At 63.4% G+C, this 20,127-nt stretch carries 13 protein-coding genes; 8 read left to right on the top strand and 5 right to left on the bottom strand.

The features are described 5' to 3' along the window. Positions 1 to 69: 69 nt before the first annotated feature. Positions 70 to 483: a DUF2628 domain-containing protein gene (locus tag M3330_RS10615; RefSeq protein ID WP_255028717.1), complete on the bottom strand. Its 414-nt coding sequence runs from the start codon at positions 481 to 483 to the stop codon at positions 70 to 72. 313 nt (positions 484 to 796) lie between these two features. On the opposite strand from M3330_RS10615, the gene M3330_RS10610 reads away from it, so the two are divergent. Together M3330_RS10610 and M3330_RS10605 are read left to right on the top strand one after the other, a co-directional pair. Next, positions 797 to 2,344 (top strand): class I SAM-dependent DNA methyltransferase, encoded by a 1,548-nt coding sequence (locus M3330_RS10610; RefSeq protein ID WP_255028715.1) that lies wholly within the window; start codon positions 797 to 799, stop codon positions 2,342 to 2,344. Next, on the top strand, positions 2,341 to 3,555 hold the full coding sequence (locus tag M3330_RS10605; RefSeq protein WP_369683116.1) for a restriction endonuclease subunit S: 1,215 nt from the start codon (positions 2,341 to 2,343) through the stop codon (positions 3,553 to 3,555). The genes M3330_RS10610 and M3330_RS10605 overlap by 4 nt, the downstream gene beginning before the upstream one ends. 134 nt (positions 3,556 to 3,689) lie before the next feature. Here the strand turns inward: M3330_RS10605 and M3330_RS10600 are convergent, their stop codons facing one another. Beyond that, positions 3,690 to 5,318 carry an IS1634 family transposase gene (locus M3330_RS10600; RefSeq protein WP_255027154.1) on the bottom strand — a complete coding sequence of 543 codons (1,629 nt, stop codon included), beginning with the start codon at positions 5,316 to 5,318 and terminating at the stop codon, positions 3,690 to 3,692. Between the two features lie 126 nt (positions 5,319 to 5,444). On the opposite strand from M3330_RS10600, the gene M3330_RS10595 reads away from it, so the two are divergent. The 3 genes from M3330_RS10595 (at position 5,445) to M3330_RS10585 (ending at position 8,845) form a co-directional block, all read left to right on the top strand. Then, positions 5,445 to 6,338 (top strand): restriction endonuclease, encoded by an 894-nt coding sequence (locus M3330_RS10595; RefSeq protein WP_369683115.1) that lies wholly within the window; start codon positions 5,445 to 5,447, stop codon positions 6,336 to 6,338. Between the two features lie 225 nt (positions 6,339 to 6,563). Continuing rightward, complete coding sequence (locus tag M3330_RS10590) at positions 6,564 to 6,935, top strand: hypothetical protein (protein ID WP_255028713.1); 372 nt, start codon at positions 6,564 to 6,566, stop codon at positions 6,933 to 6,935. A gap of 734 nt (positions 6,936 to 7,669) precedes the next feature. Further along, positions 7,670 to 8,845, top strand: a complete 1,176-nt coding sequence (locus M3330_RS10585) for an ATP-binding protein (RefSeq protein WP_255028712.1) — start codon at positions 7,670 to 7,672, stop codon at positions 8,843 to 8,845. On the opposite strand, the gene M3330_RS10580 is transcribed toward M3330_RS10585, so the two are convergent. Next, positions 8,818 to 9,867 (bottom strand): Fic family protein, encoded by a 1,050-nt coding sequence (locus tag M3330_RS10580; protein ID WP_255028711.1) that lies wholly within the window; start codon positions 9,865 to 9,867, stop codon positions 8,818 to 8,820. The two genes, M3330_RS10585 and M3330_RS10580, sit on opposite strands and share 28 nt — an antisense overlap. A gap of 460 nt (positions 9,868 to 10,327) precedes the next feature. Between M3330_RS10580 and M3330_RS10575 the strand changes: the two genes are divergently transcribed. Together M3330_RS10575 and M3330_RS10570 are read left to right on the top strand one after the other, a co-directional pair. Continuing rightward, complete coding sequence (locus M3330_RS10575) at positions 10,328 to 13,768, top strand: DEAD/DEAH box helicase family protein (protein ID WP_255028707.1); 3,441 nt, start codon at positions 10,328 to 10,330, stop codon at positions 13,766 to 13,768. Between the two features lie 195 nt (positions 13,769 to 13,963). Further along, positions 13,964 to 15,253: a TerD family protein gene (locus tag M3330_RS10570; protein ID WP_039584699.1), complete on the top strand. Its 1,290-nt coding sequence runs from the start codon at positions 13,964 to 13,966 to the stop codon at positions 15,251 to 15,253. A 4-nt stretch (positions 15,254 to 15,257) separates the two neighbouring features. Here the strand turns inward: M3330_RS10570 and M3330_RS10565 are convergent, their stop codons facing one another. Beyond that, positions 15,258 to 15,602 (bottom strand): spore germination protein GerW family protein, encoded by a 345-nt coding sequence (locus M3330_RS10565; protein ID WP_255028705.1) that lies wholly within the window; start codon positions 15,600 to 15,602, stop codon positions 15,258 to 15,260. A gap of 176 nt (positions 15,603 to 15,778) precedes the next feature. On the opposite strand from M3330_RS10565, the gene M3330_RS10560 reads away from it, so the two are divergent. Then, the gene (locus M3330_RS10560) at positions 15,779 to 18,271 is read left to right on the top strand and encodes a response regulator (protein ID WP_255028703.1); all 2,493 of its coding nucleotides are present in this window, start codon (positions 15,779 to 15,781) and stop codon (positions 18,269 to 18,271) included. Between the two features lie 6 nt (positions 18,272 to 18,277). Here the strand turns inward: M3330_RS10560 and M3330_RS10555 are convergent, their stop codons facing one another. After that, positions 18,278 to 20,056, bottom strand: a complete 1,779-nt coding sequence (locus M3330_RS10555) for a long-chain fatty acid--CoA ligase (protein WP_255028702.1) — start codon at positions 20,054 to 20,056, stop codon at positions 18,278 to 18,280. Between the last annotated feature and the right edge of the window lie 71 nt (positions 20,057 to 20,127).

The following is a 20,127-nucleotide window of genomic DNA, read 5'->3' as shown; positions in this document are numbered from 1 at the left end:
GCCGTGCGTGTGCAGGTCCTGTCGATCGTGCGCGGTATTCACGACGAGAAGTGCACGCCGGAGCCGGGGCTACAGGCCCCACGTCTGACGGCCGAGTACCCGGTTCTCGTAGTGGTAGACGTTCACGCGACTCGCGGCGTAGAGCCACAGGCCGAGTGTGAGAGCGGTGTCGACGGTCGAGGGCAGCGCCAGCGCGGCTGTGAGGACGCCGAGTACGATACCGACGCCGAACACCACCAGCGCCTTCTTCCACAACCGTAGATACAGCAGATAAAAGATGCCGAACAGGAACCCGAGCAGATTCATGTTCAGCTTCATGCGCTGCCGCAGCGGCAGGGCGCGGAAGGCCGCGGTGTATTCGGGAGACGTCTTCAGCGATCCCGGGACGCCGTATGCGGCGAAGAATTCGAAGCGGAACCGCCACGTCTCGCTCAGACCCTCGAACCTGTCGGAGCCGGCTGCGGGCATGCTGAGGTCGGTCATGATCCCCCCGATCGTCGCGGTCGTTCCCCCTGAACGACCCGCAACAGTATGCACATCTGTCACGCGGGAAACACGATCGGGTGCAATCGAGTCCGACGTTGTTGTCGAGTTCTCGGCGTTTCCCCTCACACAACATCGGACTCGATGCCTCCCCGTCGTCCATAGATCGGAGTCGCCCAGCCGCGCACTGGCGACGAGCGCACCGGAGGTGATCACGTACTTGTTTGCTGCACCTCCCGGTGGGGACGTGTCGGTCACCTCGTCTATACAGTTCTGTTGGTCTCCTTCGAGCAGGACAAGGTGGTAGCGCCGAGTGATTACCGGTGACGTCAAGAGCAAGGTCGACGCGGTCTGGGACGCCTTCTGGACGGGTGGCATCTCCAACCCGCTCGAGGTGATGGAGCAGATCACCTATCTGCTGTTCATCAGGCGTCTCGATGACGAGCAGACTCGTGCGCTGAACAAGGCCAACATGCTCGGACGTGATCCGGAGGGCAACCCGTTCCCGATCGGCACCGACGAAGAGGGCCGCGACTACAACGACCTGCGCTGGTCGGTGTTCAAGAACATGCAGGCCGACGACATGTTCTACACCGTCGGCGAGCGCGTGTTCCCCTTCATCAAGAACATGCGTGGCGAGGAGTCGACGTACGCGCACGTCATGAAGGACGCGCGCCTGACAATCCCGAACGCCGCGATGCTGGTGCGGGTGGTGGATCGGCTCGACAAGGTGCCGATGGAGAACCGCGACACCAAGGGCGACATCTACGAGTACCTGCTCGCGAAGATCGCCAGTGCCGGCCAGAACGGGCAGTTCCGCACGCCGCGCCACATCATCCGGTTGATGGTGGAGATGACGCAGCCCAAGCCGGGCGACCGCATCGTCGACCCCGCTTCGGGTACGTGCGGCTTCCTCGTGGCTGCGTCGGAGTACATGCGCGAGAACCATGCCGACGAGATCAACTCGGGCGCGGGCCGCGAGCAGTTTCACCACGACATGTTCCACGGCTTCGACTTCGACAACACGATGCTGCGCATCGGCTCGATGAACATGCTGTTGCACGGCATCGAACAGCCCGACGTTCGCTACCGCGATTCGCTGGCAGAAGCCAATACCGATGACGCGGGTGCCTATTCGTTGATCCTCGCGAATCCGCCGTTCGCGGGGAACCTCGACTACGAGAGCACCGCGAAGGATCTGCAGCAGATCGTCAAGACGAAGAAGACCGAACTGCTGTTCATGGCGTTGTTCCTGCGCTTGCTGCAGCCGGGCGGCCGTGCCGCGGTGATCGTGCCTGACGGCGTTCTGTTCGGTTCGTCGAAGGCACACAAGACGTTACGGAAGATCCTGGTCGAGGATCACAAGCTCGACGCGGTGGTGAAGTTGCCGTCGGGCGTGTTCAAGCCGTATGCGGGTGTATCGACGGCGATCTTGTTCTTCACGAAGACGGATTCGGGCGGCACCGATAACGTGTGGTTCTACGACGTGCAGTCCGATGGTTATTCGCTGGACGACAAGCGCACCCCACTGCTCGACGAGAGCAAGCTCGGTGTGCTTGCGGGAGAACTGTCCGACGACGAGCACGCGAAGAACAACCTGCCGGATGTGCTGAAGCGCTGGTTCGATCGCAACGACGGTGAACTGAGCCGTGAGCGTACGGAGCAGTCGTTCTGCGTACCCAAGGACGATATCGCGGCGCAGGACTACGACCTGTCGCTGAACCGCTACAAGGAAATTGTCCACGAAGAAGTGGAACATCGTGCGCCCGAGGAGATTCTGGATGAGCTGGATCGGCTCGAGAAGGAAATCGTGGACGGGATGACGCAACTGCGGGGGATGCTGGCTGGGGGTGCTGAGTGAGTAGGTTCGCGCTGGCCAAACTTGGTGACGTTGCTTCGTTCGTACGAGGTGTGACCTTTAAACCCACCGACGTCGTTGAACCGGGGACTCCGAACACTGTCGCGTGTATGCGAACGAAGAACGTTCAGGAAGAACTTGATCTATCAGACGTATGGCATATCGATTCTTCGTTTGTGAAGCGACCCGAGCAGTTCCTTCACGCAGGCGACTTGCTTATTTCATCTGCCAACAGCTGGAACCTCGTCGGTAAGTGCTCATGGGTTCCCGAACTGGACGGTAGGAGTACTTTCGGTGGCTTTGTGTCCGCTCTGCGGCCTGACAGGGCGAAGGTGGACCCCCGCTATCTGTATCGCTTCTTTTCATCGGCCAGAACTCAAGCAGTGGTGCGATCATATGCGCGCCAAACAACGAACATCTCGAACCTTGACCTAAAACGCTGTGCAGAACTTCCTATTCCGGTGCCCCCGCTTGAAGAACAGCGCCGTATCGCCTCCATCCTCGACCATGCCGAGACTCTCTGCGCCAAGCGCCGCGAAGCGATCGCCCGCCTCGACGAACTGACCCGGTCGATCTTCATCGACATGTTCGGTGAAGCGTGGGATACGTGGGAACTGTCCACAGTCGAAGAGATTGCCGCTCCGCATAAGGGATCTATCCGCACCGGCCCGTTCGGGAGTCAATTGTTGCACGAGGAGTTCACAGACTCGGGTATACCTGTGTTAGGGATCGATAACGCAGTTTCGAACGAGTTCGAGTGGGGAAAGAGGCGATACATTTCGGAAGAAAAGTACCGCGCTCTTGAGCGGTACACTGTTCACCCCGGTGATGTTTTGATAACCATCATGGGTACCTGTGGTCGCTGTGCTATTGTTCCGCAAGATATCCCGCTTGCTATCAATACTAAACACTTGTGTTGTGTTACGTTAGATCGCGAAAAGGCGCTTCCCGAGTTCTTGCACTCATACTTCCTGCATGATCCCGAGGCTCAATCCTACTTGAGGAGGACTGCAAAGGGTGCGATCATGTCGGGATTGAATATGGGGATCATCAAGAAGCTTCCCGTTCCACTGGTGCCGCTCGATCTTCAACGTATTTTCATTCAGAGAGTTGAGCACGTAAAACTTCTGAAGAGCCAGCAGATGCGTCAGCTGGAGGATCTCGACGCGGCGTTCGTGTCAATCCAATCCCGCGCTTTCCTAGGTGAGCTGTGACCCTGCCGCAGTCAATCACCGTCCCTGTTTGGCAACAGTTCATGTTGCCGGTGCTGAAGGTGCTGTCCGATGGCACAGTCTGGGCTCGCCGTCCGCTGCGCGCCGCGGTGTTCGACCCGAGTTGGCTCATTTCGTTAGTGCGTGAGTCCAGGTCCTGAAATCCGGTCGAGCAGGGCTTGTAGGTCGGCGTCGACCTGCGGTGGAAAGGTGTGTCGGGTTCCGTTGATCGCGATGGTCGCCGACCGCAGCGGCCGCAGCAGTTTCACCACCTTGCCGATCGCGAGCCCACTTCGTTCCTGGACCACCCGAGAGACGGCCAACGCCGTAAACACCACGGTCAGGTGCGCCTCGATCGCGTCCTTGGTGCGGTGGAAAATCGGCCGGGCCCGCAGATCCGTTTTCGACATTCGAAACGACTGCTCGACATGCCACAACTCGTGATACTTGCCGATCACCTCTCCTGGATCCATCAACGAGACAGGGAGATTGGTGACGTAGCCTTTCAGGCCGACGAGCATCCTGGCTCGTTCGAGCGAGGCGGTGTCCAGACGCCGGCCTTTCGCGGTGACCGTCACGAACCGTGTCGATTTCGGGACCGTGTCCCCGTCGACCACCGCTCGGGCACGGGCTTCCTGGGCGTTGAGGGTCTTCTCGTCCCGGGCGGCGCGGCTGCGCGAGTACTGCCAGATCGCCCGCCACGCATTCGGATGGTCCGTCTCGTTCCAGATGGGCTCGGCCCGTCGCCGGGGATTGTTGACCACGGAGCGGCCATGCCGCGGCGTGATGGTGTCGATGATCTGCCCGTCGGTGAAAACATTGCCGTTCCAATGGAAATGCGAGGCGAGATCACCGGGTGCCTTCGTGGTGCGGGAGCCGACGATGAACTTCAGCCCGGCCTCGTCCAACGCTGCGAGGTTGGCGGCCGACAGCATCCCGGCGTCGGCGGCGACGACCATCTCAACCCCGTCGAGGTCGTGGCGGGCCTGGAACTGCCGCACGATCGGCACGATCGTGCGGGTTTCGGCCGAGTTCCCTTCGTAGCAACCGATCTCCAGCGGAAACCCGGTTCTGTCTACCAGCAGTCCCACGACGATCTGCGGGTCCACCCGACGTTCCTTCGAGTACCCGACCTTGCGCAGGTCGTCTTCCTTCTCGGCCTCGAAGTACAAGGTGGTCACGTCGTACAACAACAGGCTCAGACCACCGGTTTCGGCGGCATACTCGAAGCACTGCTCGGCGACCTTGTCCCGGTACTTGCCGGTGATGATCTGCTTCAGGTGGCGTTTGATCGTGGCGTAACTCGGCGGGTCCGCCCCGAGATCCTGCAGGACCCGACCGGCGTCGAGTTTCGAGCCGGGCTCGACGATGCGAGCGATCACCAGATCGCGGAACACCGTATCGTTGACGACTCCGAATCCGAGTTGGTCGTAGACATCGGTCAGCACCTGCCGCAGGAGCACCGACCCGGTCGATTCGGTCCGTCCCGGCGCATCGACCTGCGCAGGTCCGGGCGCCGGCTCGAACAGAGCACTCTGCCCGCCCACCAGGGCCTTGTCGACCGGAACCTGCGGGGTGACGTCCAGGTCGAGGGCCTGCTGGTCGGGGTCGAGCCAGGCACGGGCGCGTTCGAGAAGCATGCCGAGTTCGACGTCGGTGTGGGCGGAACCGATGTGTTTGACGATCTCCTGCCGGCCGCCCACGTATCGGGCGACCTGCACAGCCGTGGCCCCGGACTTGGTGCGCACCTTCCTGACAAACGCCACCCGCCGAGCCTAGAACCAGCGTCGTTAGTGCGTGAAATCAGACCGATCCCGACGAGAAACTGCAGTTCACAGACGTAAGCCATCGTTCATCCCGAAGATGTGAGCCAACTCGGGTGGCAACAGTTCATGTTGCCGGTGCTGAAGGTGCTGTCCGATGGCACAGTCTGGGCTCGCCGTCCGCTGCGCGCCGCGGTGTTCGAGTACATGCAGTTGACCGAAACACAGCTCGCGGAACAGCTCCCGAGCGGACAATCGCGTGCGAACAACCGCATGGGATGGGCAACGTCTGCGCTCGCTCGCGCCGAGGCGGTTTCGAAGCCGGAGAGGGCGCATTTTCAGATCACCGATGTCGGTCGTGCGCTCATCGAGCAATATCCGAACGGCTTCACAGAGAAAGACCTGCAGGCGCTTCCTGCCTATCAGGCATACGAACCGCAGACGAGAACCCCGGCGTCCCTGGTCTCTTCGGCGGAGGTCGCCGAATCGGACCTCGATCCAGTTGAACAGATGGAAGCCGGCGAACGACGACTGCACGCTGATGTCGGCGTCGAACTCATCAAGCGACTCCGCGCACAAGCACCCGAGTTTCTTGAACACTCTGTCCTCGACCTACTCGTGAAGATGGGATACGGAGGCACGGAGAAGTTTGCGCAGAGACTCGGCGGTATCGGAGACGGTGGTGTCGACGGCGTCATCGATCAGGATGCACTCGGTCTCGACCGTGTCTACGTCCAAGCCAAGCGATACGCCCAAGGCAATGTGGTGCAGCGACCCGATGTCCAGGGGTTCGCCGGCGCGCTCCAAGGGGTCGGTGCCAATCGTGGCATCTTCATTACCACCAGTTCCTTTTCCCAAGGTGCGATCCAGTTCGCGAAGAACATTTCCGACTCGGCGGGAAACACCCGAATCGTGCTCATCGACGGAGAACGCCTCGCCCGACTGATGATCAAATATGGCGTCGGAGTGCAGAGCGTCCGGACATTCACGGTCGTCGCGGTCGACGAGGATTACTTCGAATAGCAAGGAAGAGCAATGGCTTTGAACCCGGCGTCCTCGGAAGAGAACTTTCGCAGGCTCGAACGAGACGAAGAGATGTTCGCGGGGTCCATCGGTCTGATCTCGGCCTACCTCGAACGCGCTTTTCCTGCTCCGGCGTCCGAAGAGGCTGAGCGGTGGACGCTGAGCTGCCTGCCGTCCACGAACCGAGGATCGCGACTGTTCACCCTCAATATCGGCCCGATGGAAGTGCTGTTCGTCGATCGGGCCGACGCTTCGGGCGACGATCTCACCGCAGGACTCATATCGCTGTACGTGTCTCGTTCCGCGCTCGAAGAAGAAGCCGGTGCGTCGATCGAAGCGCTGACACAAGCGGCGACGGCGGTCGAGTTGATTCCGAGTCGACTCGCATCGGCCGACGGGGACGCGGTCCGATTGGTTGTCGATCTCGCAGATGAAGCTGCTGCCGAGGAACTCGACGTGCTCATCGGTAGCGGGCTCCCCATCCGCCGGTTGGCCGAGAAACTGGTGGCAAAAGGGAAAGGACCGTACGAGCAGTACCACAACCGGTGGCTCGCTGCTGCCGTGCTCGACGAGATCGAACGAAGCGCTGCGGTCTGAGAAGAACGAAAAGAACAGGACGCCCTGCGGGCGGCTGCGCATGACCGATCGGAGACCCTACGGGTCCCTGAGCATGTCGTCCCCTTCCCCAAGGTTGCCCGGTCGCCATGCCCCGATAGACCATCTCGGCCAGCACTTCTGGCCCCACGTCGCAGAGGACGCGTGGCTTGTACTGGACCCGGTCGTTCGTGTCGACCCTCACGATCGGGTGCTCCACCACCAGCTGCGGAGACGAAGGATACTGGTGCCCAGTCGGTTTCGAACTCAAGGAATGGCACCCCGGTTCGCAGCGTCGAGCGCTGACGTCGGACTGTGGGAGACGAGCGACGAAGGTGCCTCGACGTGCCTCGGTTACCGGAACGGCCCTCGTGCACGCAGATGCAGAAGAAACGGCTCGAGCCCGCCGACCTGCATGGTCGGAGGGCTGGACAGTCAGAGCGTCAGGGAACCTGGTGGCCAGGTGAAGTAGGGGCTGGCGACGGACGATTGCTGGTGCACGCCTGTGACAGGCGTGTGGATAGAATCCACCCCACGGTGCATGACAGGTTCCTTCTGTCGTGTGCCTAGACCCCGGAGTGGTGTTGGTAGCACCTTCCGGGGTCGACCTGTATTCAGGCCGGTGGAGGGATGTTCGCACGGGTTGACTCCAAGGTCAACTCGAACACGCGTTCGTCCCGAGAGCGTTATCAACTTTTATATGGTCGGTCCTTATAAAGGCTGATAAATTCTGATACATGGATCCGGTGCTCAATCCGTTCAAGCCCGGCGCGGGTCTCCGCCCTCCGATTCTCGCAGGTAGAGATTCTCTTTTCGCCGACTTCGACGTGGTTCGGCGGAAGATCGCAGAGCTGGGCGAGGGAGATCGAAGCTGGATCCTCACGGGTCTCCGTGGTGTCGGCAAGACCGTGCTCCTTGGCGAGCTCCAGCGGATCGCTCTCAACGAGGGATGGATCGTTGCCAAGTTCGAGGTCCGACGTGAACATTCTTTCGCCGAAGAGTTGGCTACCGCTCTGTTCAGCAGCTTGCGGACTGCGAGACGACAAGACAAAGAGGGGAAGCTGCACAACGCGCTGCGGGTGTTCAAGTCGTTCACTCTGTCGATGAATCTGGGTGTATTCGCGTTCGAGGCGGAGCTCGAACCCGCTGCGGGCTATGCAGCCTCCGGGCGCCTCTCGACAGACCTGACCGACCTGCTCGTCGAACTCGGCGAAGCAACGCGATCTGTCGGCATCGGTGTCCTGATCCTCGTCGACGAGTTGCAGGAAGCCGAAGGTTCCGAGATGGCAGCATTGAGTACCGCCATGCACCAGATCAACCAGACATCGCCGGTGCTGCCCGTGTTCTTGGTCGGTGCAGGTCTCCCGTCCCTGCCTTCCCAATTGGCATCGGCGAACAGTTACGCCGAACGGCTCTACCAGTTCCGCACGCTGTCCGTCCTCGTGGACGAGGATGCACGAGCTGCCCTGGTTCAGCCCGTCATCGAACGGGACGTCTCCTGGGATGAAGACGCTCTCCGGATCGCGCTCGATGCCGCTACCGGCTACCCATACTTCCTGCAGGAAGTGGGAAAGGCTGTATGGAACAACGCGCGAGGACCGGTTTTCACGGTTGAGGATGCCGAGTACGGTACCGACGACGCCAGACGTGAGGTGAATGCCGGCCTGTATCAATCACGGTGGGATCGAGCGACGCCCGCACAGAAGGACCTGTTGCGTGCGCTGGCGCAGGAAGGGGGAGGCGAGGGAGTCGCAGTCCGTCAGCTTGCCTCGGCAATGGGTAAATCGAGCGCATCGGCTCTGTCGGTGCCACGGGACGAACTGATCAAGAAGGGCCTTGTCTACGCTCCGGAACGAGGAGTACTGGCTTTTACCGTCCCAGGATTTCACGACTTCATCCTTCGCCAGGATTGACCGTCTTGTCCTCGAACTTCGGGACCCCGCCCTTCGACGGGCACCTCGCGGAGTGCGCGCGTCCTGTACGAGAGCCGGAGGTCCAGAATCTCCCGCGCGATGTACCCGGTGGTACCGCGCTCGACGCTCTTGCGGGAGAGAATGCCGGCTTCGGCGAGTTCCTCCAAGGAAGCCCGTGCCGCCGGAAACGAGACTTCGAGAATCCTCTCCACCGTTCTCGCCGTCAGAACTGGGGCCTCGGGGAGGCGATCCAGCAGTCGCGATGTAGCGGAACCTGCACGTGGTTCGGGACGCAATCCCCGTCCGGTGCGGAATGCGGTCAACCGCTCGGACCACGACGATCGAAGCTCTGCCACGTCGTCCGCCAGCTTCCGCGCCTGCTCGGTGGCGATGTGTGCGGCCTCGATGAAAAGGCTCAACCACGCGGAGACGCCCTCGATCGACTCGGAGGCGGTGGCGTCACCGAGGTATCGGTACGCGGTGAGGCCGTCGACGTATCGCTCGCTGAGGGTGGCCAGCACCGAACTGATCGGAAGCACCGCGTCGGGTGAAAGTCCGCGCCGCGCGAGAACGGTGTGGATCAACGCTCGACCGACCCGGCCGTTGCCGTCGGTGAACGGGTGGATCGTTTCGAACTGGGCATGGATCAATCCCGCCTGCACCAGCGGTCCGTGAAGCCCACCGTTCAGATACGCGACGAGATCCTCCATGTGGCTCGGCACCAGTTCGGGAGCCGGAGGAACGAACTCGGCATCCAGCGGATGCCAGTTCGAGCCGCCGATCCAGTTCTGGACTCGACGCAATCCGTGATGCCGTTCGTCGGGTAGCATTGCGGCGTGGAGTGATTCGATGTCGCCGACTGTCACTGCCTCTGTGGAGACGAGTTCGTTCGAGGCGCGGCGAAGGATCGTGATGTTGTTTGCGACGAGCCGTGCTTGCGCGCTGAATCCGCGCACGTCTTCGCTCTGGGCCAATTCGGCCAATGCCACTTGCTGGGGTGACGGAGCGATTCCTTCGATCATCGAACTTGCGATCGCCTCGGACCGCAGGAGCAAACGAGACAGAGCTGCCAAGCCGGCTGCGCCCGGCCCGGTGCTGAGACTGCGGATCTCTCGCTCTGTGACCGCGGCTCGTGCGGTCACTTCCGGGGGCAACACCACCGCGCGGGTGACGAGGAGGTCCGGCTGGTAGGTCTCGTAGGTACCGCCGCGGCGATCGCGCGCTACCAAACCCGATGCGAGGTCGGGCTCCCAAAAGCGCCTTCGGACGTCGGCCATGGCGGTGAGATCCCTACATCGTGACGCGAGCTATAAAAGTTTGATGTATCAAAGTTCAACAGCGTGAGAGTTTGTTGAAGGTTGTGAACGGTGACGGTCCCACAGAGCATCGTCGGATCTGCCGTGTAGCGTCACCCGGCTCGACACCGATACAGGCACGATGGGTCGAACAGGCACGACCCGAGCGCGAGGAGGACCAGAGGGCATGGTGGGGAACTTCGACTTCCTTCAGGCCGAGTGGCCGCAGCTGCACGCCGAGGCGAAGAAAGCCGAACGCGACGCCCTCTTCGATCCGCGCACCACCTGTTTCTACGCACGCCGCACCGTCGAGCACGTCGTCAAGTGGCTCTACCGGGTCGAAGGCATTCAGGTTCCCTACAGGAGCGACCTCGCTGCCCGCCTCCATGAACCCGCCTTCAAAGCCGTGGTGCCTCCTCAGCTGCTCCCCAAGATGCATCTCATCCGGGAGCACGGGAACCACGCGGTTCATGAGGCGAGGCCGGTCTCCCAGGAGGTCGGCCGGCGGGTGCTCGCCGAACTCTTCCACATCCTGTCGTGGCTTGCGCGCACGTATGCGACCCAGCTCAGCAGCAAGCCGACCCCGACCGCGCAGTTCGACCCGGCACGACTTCCCAAGCCCGGCGGTGGGGCAGTGGTGGCGAAGTCGCTGGCTCAGCTCAAGAAACTCGAAGACCAGCTGGCCGAGAAGGATCAGCAGCTCGAGGACGCCGAAGAGCAGCGTTGCCTGCTCATCGAGCAGCTCGAAGGGCGCAACGCCGAGATCGAGGCGAGAGAACTCGTCACCAAGAACCTCGAAGAGCTCGTCGCGCAGCTTCAGCAGCAGGTCGCCGAAGCGCAGGCGGCGGCCCGTGCTGTACCCGACACCCACGACTACGACGAAGCACAGACCCGCCGCGACATCATCGACCTCCTCCTGGCCGAAGCCGGATGGTCGGACGACAAGGTGGGAAAGGAAGTGCCCGTCACCGGCATGCCCGACGGCAAGAACGGATTCGTCGACTACGTGCTGTGGAGCGCGGACGGCCTGCCCGTGGCTGTCGTGGAAGCCAAGCGCACGTCGATGGACGCTGTCGCGGGGCAGCAGCAGGCCAGGCTGTATGCCGACAGGCTCGAAGTGCAGTACGGCCAGCGCCCGATCATCTACTACACCAACGGTTTCGAAACCTACATCTGGGACGACCTGCACTACGCACCACGCACGATCGAGGGTTTTCACACGCGCGACGAGTTGACACTCGAGATGCAGCGCCGACGCACCCGCAAACCGCTCGCGTCCATCGATATTCCCCAGCACATCGCCGGCCGTCTGTACCAGGAAGAGGCGTTGCGCCGGGTCACCGAGCACTTCGAGACCGACCGCGAACGCGCAGCATTGCTGGTCATGGCGACAGGGTCCGGTAAGACCCGCACCGTCATCGCGCTCACCGACATGCTCATGCGAGCCAACTGGGTCAAGCGCGTACTCTTCCTTGCCGACCGTGTCGCGCTGGTCAAGCAGGCCGTCAACACATTCAAGACCCACCTGCCCGATTCGGCACCCGTCAACCTGCTTACCGATCGGAACACCGAAGGTCGCGTCTACGTAGCGACTTATCCGACCATGATGGGCCTGATCAACGAGATGGACGACGGCAAGAGACGTTTCGGTCCCGGCCATTTCGACCTCGTCGTCATCGACGAGGCGCACCGCTCGGTGTATCAGAAATACCGCCGCATCTTCGAGTACTTCGACTCACTTCTCCTCGGCCTCACCGCGACGCCCAAGGACGAAGTGGACTACAACACCTACAAGTTGTTCAACCTCGAAACCGGTGTTCCCACAGGTAACTACGATCTGGGCGACGCAATTGCCGACGGATACCTGGTGCCGCCGCGCGCTGTCACGGTACCGCTGGCGTTCCCGCTGAAGGGAATCAAACGCAGCGAACTGTCCGAAGAAGAACGACAGCGCTGGGAGTCGACCGACTGGGGCGACGACGCCGACGAGGACGAACTGCCCGACGCGGTAGCCGCCGAAGCCGTCAACAAATGGCTGTTCAACACCGACACCGTCGACAAGGCACTCGAAGTGCTGATGACCCGCGGGCACAAGGTTGCCGGTGGAGACCGTCTGGGAAAGACCATCATCTTCGCGAAGAACCAGAAGCACGCACAGTTCATCGCCGACCGGTTCGACCACAACTACCCGCAGTACAAGGGCAGCTTCGCGCGGGTGATCACCCACGCCGTCTCCCACGGCCAGGACCTCATCGACAAGTTCTCGCAGCCCGACCATGAACCCCACATCGCCATCTCGGTCGACATGCTCGACACCGGCATCGACGTCCCTGAAGTGGTGAACCTGGTCTTCTTCAAACCGGTCCGGTCGAAGTCGAAGTTCTGGCAGATGGTCGGTCGTGGCACGCGTCTGTGCTCGGACCTCTACGGCCCGGGACAGGACAAGGAAGACTTCTTCATCTTCGATCTGTGCGGCAACTTCGAGTTCTTCGATCAGTATCCCGACGCCTCCGAAGGCGCCCTTGCGCGTCCTTTGTCGGCGCGGCTGTTCGAAGCACGAACGGAAATGCTCGTCGCGCTCGAGAAGGCTGCCGACTATCCGGTTCTGCGGACCGAGACGGCCGACCGACTCCACCGCACCGTCCTCGGGATGAACACCGAGAACTTCCTGGTGCGGCCGCGGCGCCGCGAGGTCGAGAAGTACTCGGATCGCAGCGCGTGGGATTCGCTGAACGAGCAGAAGGCGGCGGAGATCGTCGAATCACTGGCCGATCTCCCCACCGCAGTTCGTGACAGCGACGAGATGGCCAAGCGGTTCGACCTCGTCATCCTGCGAGGGCAACTATCGGTGCTCTACGGCGACGGTGCGCTGCCGAAGTACGAGACGCCCATCCGTGAGATCGCCGACGGATTGCTCGAGCAGCTGTCCATCCCGAAGGTAGCTGCCAAGGAGACGTTGCTCCGCGAAGTGGCGTCCGACGAATGGTGGCAGGACATCACGCCTCCGATGCTCGAATACGCCCGTAAGGAACTGCGGTCGCTCGTCGGTCTCCTGGAGAAGAAGAAGCGCACGATCGTCTACACCGACTTCCAGGACACGCTCGGTGAGGTCGTCGAGCGCGCCATGCCCGAGCTGCGATCGGGGACCGACACCGACCGGTTCAACGCCAAGGTGCGCGACTACCTTCGCTACCAGCCCGACAATCTGGCTTTGCAGAAACTCCGATCGGGCAAGCCCCTCACCGAAGCGGACCTGACGTCCCTCGAGGAACTCCTCGTCCGCAGCGGCGCCGGGGAGCGCGAAGACTTCGAACGTGCGGTGGAGAACGCGAAAGGCCTCGGACGGTTCGTGCGGTCGCTGGTGGGACTCGACAAGCAAGCCGTGCAACAGGCCTTCGTCGACTTCCTGGAAGGCCGGACGGCCACGGCCAGCCAGATCGACTTCGTCAACCTGATCGTCGCGCACCTCACGAAGCACGGTGCCATGGATCCGGGTCTGCTGTACGAGGCGCCGTTCACCGACTACGCGCCGCAGGGGCCGGATCAGGTCTTCGAACCCGAGCAGGCTCTGCGGCTCGTCCAGACCATCCGCGCGGTCAACGACTCGGCGGACGTACGGAGCGCATAGAACCCGCGATCCCACCGGCGCGGTTGCCGGGACCACCCACCACGGCTGGGTATCCCGAACGGCCGCGCGACCACCACTGTCCCTGTCGCATCCGCGGGACTCCTGTTGCCGACTGTCTCGAATGTAAGGGATGCGATGGTGGACGAGCGAACGAGGAAAACTCCTCGTGGACGCCCGCACGGACAGGAGGACCGTATGGCCGAGGTGGCGAAGGGGTCGAAGACCGATCTCACCGATCTTCGATACGAGGTGACGCTCGGCGCCGCAGTGGACGGAGCTGTCGACCTGATGGCCGTCCTCCTCGCCGACGACGGCCGCGTGCGCAACGACGACGACTTCGTGTTCTTCAACAATCCGAAGGCGCCGGGTGTCCACCTCACCTCCGACACCTCCGTCACGGTCGATCTGTCCGCGGTGCCGTCGGATGTGCAGCGGGTGCTCGTCGCCGCGAGCACCGAAGCGCAGGGACGCACCTTCGGTGACGTTCCGGGTGTGCGCGTCGAGATCCGTGGGCCGGGCCAGGTGCTGGAGTTCTTGCCGCCCGGGCTGGCCACCGAAACCGTCCTGCAGGTGGTCGCGCTGTACCGGCGTGGAGGTGGGTGGCGCCTCGACGCGGTAGGCCAGGGTTACCAGGACGGACTCGCGGCATTCGCGACCGATCACGGGATCGTCGTCGACGATGCGGACGACGAATCCGAACCGGCCGTTTCCGCTCCGAAGGTGCCTCCTGCCGCGAGCCCGATCTCGTTCGAGAAGGTGCGGATCTCGCTCACGAAGGATTCGCCCACGCAGACCGCCCGGATCGACCTGCGCAAGTCACAGGGCGATCCGAACTGGGTGCTCACCGTCGGACTCGAATGGGACGGTCGCGGCGCGACATACGACCGGAACGGCAACGTGAAGAAGTACGGCACCGGAGATCTCGACGTCTACTTCTACTGCCGCAACGAACACACGAACGACTACATCGTCGTCAGTGGAGATCCCGGTCATCGCGGAAGTCTCGACACGTGGCCGCATATCCACCACTACGGCGACAGCAAGGGTCCGGGCAACGGGAAGAGGCCTGCGGTCGAACAGGTTCGGGTACTGCCGAACGAGAACGGCGATCTTCTCGTCAACATCTACCAGAGCATCGACAACGGCGCGGGCGCGATCGACAAGTTCGGAAAGCCGCGTGTGGCAATCCGATACGGTCGTGCCGGGCACGACGGTCTGCCCGGGCCCGACGCCGACGAGATCCTCGTGTACGTCGGCAACGGGAAGAACTCGTACTGGGCGACCGTCGCCCACATCGACGTGCAGGACGGTGTGCTGACTGTCGACGGCGAGACCCGGTACAGCAGGTTCGGGAGCGAACGCATGCCCGGACTCGACTCGTCCGGCAACTGGGTGCGCTCCCCGAAGGGCGGCCCGACCGGTCGCAGCAAGAAGCGGAACAACGGCCTGGGTCTGGATCGCTACGCCGGGGCGTGCCCGACGTAGCCGATCACCGGCGTCGGCCGGCCCGCCCGCGTTCGACGACAGCGCGCGCGATCAGGAAGGTGATCACCACACCGGCGACCGACCGCACCAACCGGTTCACATCGACGGCCGGTCGCCACGACACCTTCCCGTCCTTGACGACATAGGCGCCGGCCGGTCGCGCCCCGACACCGAAGCCGCCGCCCTCGCCGTTCTCGCCGTCCGCGGACGAACCACCGCCTCCGCCCACGCCGCCGGTGATCGTCGCGGCGGTGATCACCGTGACCCCGTCCTTCTCGAAGGGTGTCGAGAACACTCGTTCGACGGTCACCGTGTCCCTGGCGATGCTCATGAGTTCTGCGAGTTTCATCCCGGGCCTCCCTGCTCGATCGTGTCAGCGGGTCGAACCCATTGTCGGCGACCACGGTGGATGAGACCAGGGCGCACACCGGGGAAAGGAGGACGTATGTCCTCCATGTGGCGTCTTTCTACGCGGTATCGGGGGAGAATGGCGGCGAGAAGTACCGGAGATGGGAGTGACGGGGCATGAGGGCGACAGCCGAGTCGGGAGAGGCGTGGTCGGCGGAACGCCTGTTCGAGGGGCCGGGAGAATGCCTGGAACGGTTTCGGAAGACCGACTGGTCGGCCACCCCTCTGGGGCCGGTGGAGTCCTGGCCGGCGGAACTGCGCATGGCAGTGCGGACGGTATTGCCGTCCGAGGTGCCGATGCTCCTGTGGTGGGGGCCGCAGCTGGCGCAGATCTTCAACGACGCGATCATCCCCGTCCTCGGCGACAAGTACCCCGCGGCGGTCGCGCAACCGGCGCCGGAATGCTGGCACGAGGTGTGGGACGAGGTGGGCGCGCGCGTCGAACGGGCGATGGCGGGCACCGCCACCTTCGCCGAGGAAGAACTGCTGTTCATGCAGCGCCACGGCTACGAGGAAGAAACCTACTGGACCTTCTCCTACAGCCCGATCCGCGACGAGTCCGGCGAGGTCGCGGGGGTCTTCGTCGCGACCACCGACGTCACCTCACGGGTACTCGGTGAGCGTCGTCTGGAGGCTCTGAGCCGCCTGGGTACGGTGGCGATCACCGATTCGGGCCTGTCGGTGATCGACACGTGCCGGAACGCGCTGGACGCGCTCGCTCCGAGCCATCAGGACATTCCCCTGGCCGCGCTGTTCCTCGACAGTCGGGTGGTGGATCCCGATGATCCGCAACCGAACTGGAAGCAGCTCGCCGTAATGGGGACGAAGCCCGGCTTCTCGGGTGCCCTGCTCGGACCGGATGAGGACCAGCTGCTGTCGAAGGCCGCCAGGGCCTCCGAACCCTGCGTTGTCTCCGGCGTCGCCGAGCGTTCCCCGGATCTGCTCGACCCGCAGCGGGCCCTCGGCGACCATCCGATCGGCACCCTCCTCCTCGTGCCGTTGACGGCGCCGGGACACGACTTCCCGCTCGGTGTCCTCGCCGTCGGACTGAGTCCGTACCGGGTGTTCGACGCCGCGTACTCGACCTTCGTCGACCTCGTGGTCACGAAGATTTCGGGGCTGCTGCGCGATGCGTCGGCGATGGATGCCGAGCGTCGCCGGGCCGATGCGTTCGCGGCGCTGGACGCCGCCAAGACGCGGTTCTTCGAATCGATCAGCCACGAGTTCCGCACGCCGCTCACGCTGCTCCTCGGCCCGTTGCAGAGTGTGCTCGACGAGGCCACGACGTTGACGGAGGCGCAGCGGCAATCGCTGGAGGCCTCCCAGCGCGCCGCGATCCGATTGCGGCGACTTGTCGACGCACTGCTCGAAGCGACGCGTGCCGAGACCGACCCGTCGAGGAAGTCCCTGGAACCGACCGATCCGGCGGCGCTCACAGCCGAATGTGTGGACCTGTTCGCCGACGTGGCGCACCGCGCGGGCCTGGACCTGCGCAGCCGGATCGCCGACGCGGCGGCCGAGCAAACCCGGCTCGATCCCCAGACGTGGGCCCACATCGTGCTGAACCTGCTCTCGAACGCGATCAAGTACACCCCTTCGGGGTCGGTCGAGGTGGATCTGGACGTCGAGGGCGATCGACTGGTCCTGAAGGTCGCCGATACGGGTCTCGGCATTCCGGAGTCGGAACTCGCCCGCGTCTTCGAACGGTTCCATCGCGTCGAGAGCGCCGGCGGACGCAGCCGGGAAGGGATCGGGCTGGGTCTGTCCCTCGTCTCGGACTGGGTCCACGCGCTCGGGGGAGAGGTAACCGTGTCCAGTGAACTCGGACGCGGCAGCACCTTCACCGTGTCCGTTCCCCGCGTCCTCGACCCGACGTCGGAGTCTCCGGCCGGAACCGTTCCGGGGGATCTGGGCGCCATGTACGTCGGCGAAGCGCAACAGTGGGACAGGGTCACTCTCGACGAGGACGAATCATTCGCGCAGGGAGAGGATGTGGATTCGTTACCGCGGATCCTCGTGATCGAGGACAACGCGGACATGCGTGACTATCTGACGCAATTGTTGCGTCGCCAGAGTTGGCACGTGGATGCGGTGGACGACAGCGATACCGCACTCGAGCGAATCCGATCGCGACCGCCGCATCTCGTGCTGAGCGATATCATGCTCCCCGGGCGGGACGGGGTGGAGCTGCTCGAGGAGATCCGCCGCGACCCGGCGACCTCCCGTCTGCCGGTCATCCTCCTGACGGCACGTGCCGGCGCGGAGGCCACGATCGGTGGTCTGCGCACCGGCGCCGACGACTACATCACCAAACCGTTCCACCCCGATGAACTCGTCGCCCGCGTTCGCGTGAACCTCGAATTGTCGTGGCTGCGTGAGCAGATGCTCGTCGCGCGGGAACGTGAATCCGACCAGTTGAAGACGGCGTTGGAGACCCGTTCGACGCTGAGCAAGGCCGTCGGATTGATGATGGCCACGTTCAAGTGCGATGCCGACGCGGCCTTCGACAAGCTCGTCGCCTTCTCCCAGCACCGCAACGTCAAGGTGCGGGAGATCGCCGAGCAGATCGTCGGCGACTACACCGCCTCGCTCAGCAATTCGTCGAGATAGTCGTGATCAGCCCGCGTACAGCTTGTCGATCTCCTCCGCGTACTTCGCGTCGATGGGCTTGCGCTTGAGCTTCATCGTCGGGGTCAGCTCGTCGCCCGAGGGTTCCCAGATCGTCGGCAGCACCGTGTACTTCTTGATCTGCTCGACCCGCGACAGCTTGCTGTTCGCCTCCTCGACCGACTTCGCGATCGATTCGAGGACCACCCGATGCCGGGTGAGTTCCTCGTGGGTGCCGCTGAGACCGTGCTGTTCGGCGAAGACGGCCAGGGCGTCGGGGTCGAGTGCGAGCAGGGCGACGTTGTAGGGGCGGTCGTTGCCGATGGCGACGGCGCCACCGAGCATCGGGCACGCGGCACGCAGGGCGCCTTCGATGTTGGTGGGCGACATGTTCTTCCCCGCCGCGTTGACGATGATCTCCTTCTTCCGGTCGATCAACCGTAGGTAACCGTCCGCGTCGATCTCGCCGATGTCGCCGGTGTGCAACCAGCCGTCGGAATCAATTGCGTCGGCAGTCTTCTCGGGGTCGTTGCGGTAGCCCTTCATGAGCAGCGGGCCGGAGACGAGCAGTTCGCCGTCTTCGGCGATCCTGATCTGCGCGCACGGCACGGCCTGGCCGACGGTACCGATGCGGATGGCGCCCGGCCGGTTCATCGTGACCACGCACGAGGTCTCCGACATGCCCCACACCTCGGAGCACGGAATGCCGAGGGCGAGAACGAACTCGAGGACCTCCGGCGAGATCGCCGCGGCGCCGGTGACGGCGGCGCGGACCTGGTCGAGACCGAGCTTGCCGCGGATCGCGGACAGCACCAGCCTGTCGGCCACCGCGTGCTGCACCTCGAGGGACCGGGGGACCGGTTTGCCGTCGGAATGCAGCCGGGCGCGCTTGCGTCCGACGTCGATCGCCCACAGTGCGAGCTTCTTCTTGATCGGGCTCGACTCCTCGGCGAGGGTCTTGTCGATCGCGGCCTTGAGCTTGTACCAGACCTGGGGGACGGCGCCGAAGAGCGTCGGCCGCAGGCTCGGTAGCACGGTGATGGCCTGCTTGAGGTCGTCGAGCGTGGTGATCTGCATGCCGCTGTACAGGCTCGAGTAGTGCGAGCCCCAGCGGTTGGCGATGTGCGCGTCGGGCAGATACGACAGGATCCGGTCGTCCGGACCGATGGGCAGATACGAGCTCGTCGCTTCGAGTTCGGCGAGCAGGTTGGCGTGGGTGAGTTCGACACCCTTCGGCGGGCCTGTGGTGCCCGAGGTGTAGATGAGGGTCAGCAGGTCGGGCGGTTGCACGGCCTTCCACGAGGCCTCGAAGTCGAAGGACGGATCGATGGCGGCCTCGAGGCCGTCGAGGGAGATGGTGCCTTCCGGTTTGCCGTCGATGCACACCAGGTGCTCGACCTTCGTGTCGCCGATCGCCTGCCGCAGGACGGGGACGAACTGTTCCTCGGCGATCATCACGTGGTTGCCGGCGTTGCCGAGCACGTACGAGATCTGTTCGGCGGTCAGCGAGTTGTAGATCGAGAACGGCGCCGCGCCGAGGTGGATCGCAGCGGTGTCGAGAAGGTGGAATTCGGGCCGGTTGGTGAGCATGAGGCCGACGGTGTGCCCGCGCTTCACGCCGAGCCCGGCGAGTCCGGCGGCGAGGCGTTCGACGCGCTGCGCGTACTGACGCCAGGTGTAGGAGACGGAGTCGTCGGGGGTGCGCAGCGCGACCTTGTCGGGGTACGCCGCGGCGGTGGTCTGGAAGGCTTCGCAGAGGGTCGACGGTGAGGTGGCACGAGGGGTCATCACTGGCTCCCGAGGTCGAGTGTGGCGAAAGTGTAGGACGAAGTGCGTACATCCGTGGTCGGATTTGCCGG

Source organism: Rhodococcus sp. GA1 (assembly GCF_024321955.1).
Classification (GTDB): domain Bacteria; phylum Actinomycetota; class Actinomycetes; order Mycobacteriales; family Mycobacteriaceae; genus Rhodococcus; species Rhodococcus pyridinivorans.
Note: the sequence above shows the minus strand (reverse complement) of the source record. Positions and strands in the feature narration are given on the sequence as shown.